This is a genomic window from Nostoc sp. PCC 9305 (assembly GCF_963920915.1).
In the GTDB taxonomy this organism is placed as follows: domain Bacteria; phylum Cyanobacteriota; class Cyanobacteriia; order Cyanobacteriales; family Nostocaceae; genus Nostoc.
The window spans coordinates 1-376 of record NZ_CAWUDN010000279.1; the positions used below are offsets into that span (position 1 = coordinate 1).

The following is a 376-nucleotide window of genomic DNA, read 5'->3' on the forward strand; positions in this document are numbered from 1 at the left end:
GTCAGAAAGCGACTTCATATAACATTTTTGGTTGCTGGGTTTCAGAATATCAAGCTTTACCAGACTTGGATGCTAGTGCTAATGCTGTCGCTATCGAGTACATAAAGATAGAAAACGAAGGTTGGGAACGTGCTTCATGATTAACTCGGCTTAGTACAACATTTCATTAATTCGTAGCGAATTCTCTGCGTGCCCCTGCGCTTCCCTCTGCGCCCCTTTGCGTTTAAATCTCATACCTCAATTCGCCACGATTTTACACAAAGCTGTACTTAGTTAATCAAGATTTAAGTTTAACCAGCAGGAAATTAACTATACGACTCCTATATGCGATCGCTATCAGCCTCGGAACTGTTAAATATCTGGGAGTGGGGACTTA

1 protein-coding gene is annotated in these 376 nt (G+C 41.8%); it reads left to right on the top strand.

The features are described from left to right. On the top strand, window positions 1-140 hold a 140-nt coding region (locus ACM0OX_RS35780; RefSeq protein ID WP_414519960.1), incomplete at its 5' end, for a phage tail protein. Between the last annotated feature and the right edge of the window lie 236 nt (window positions 141-376).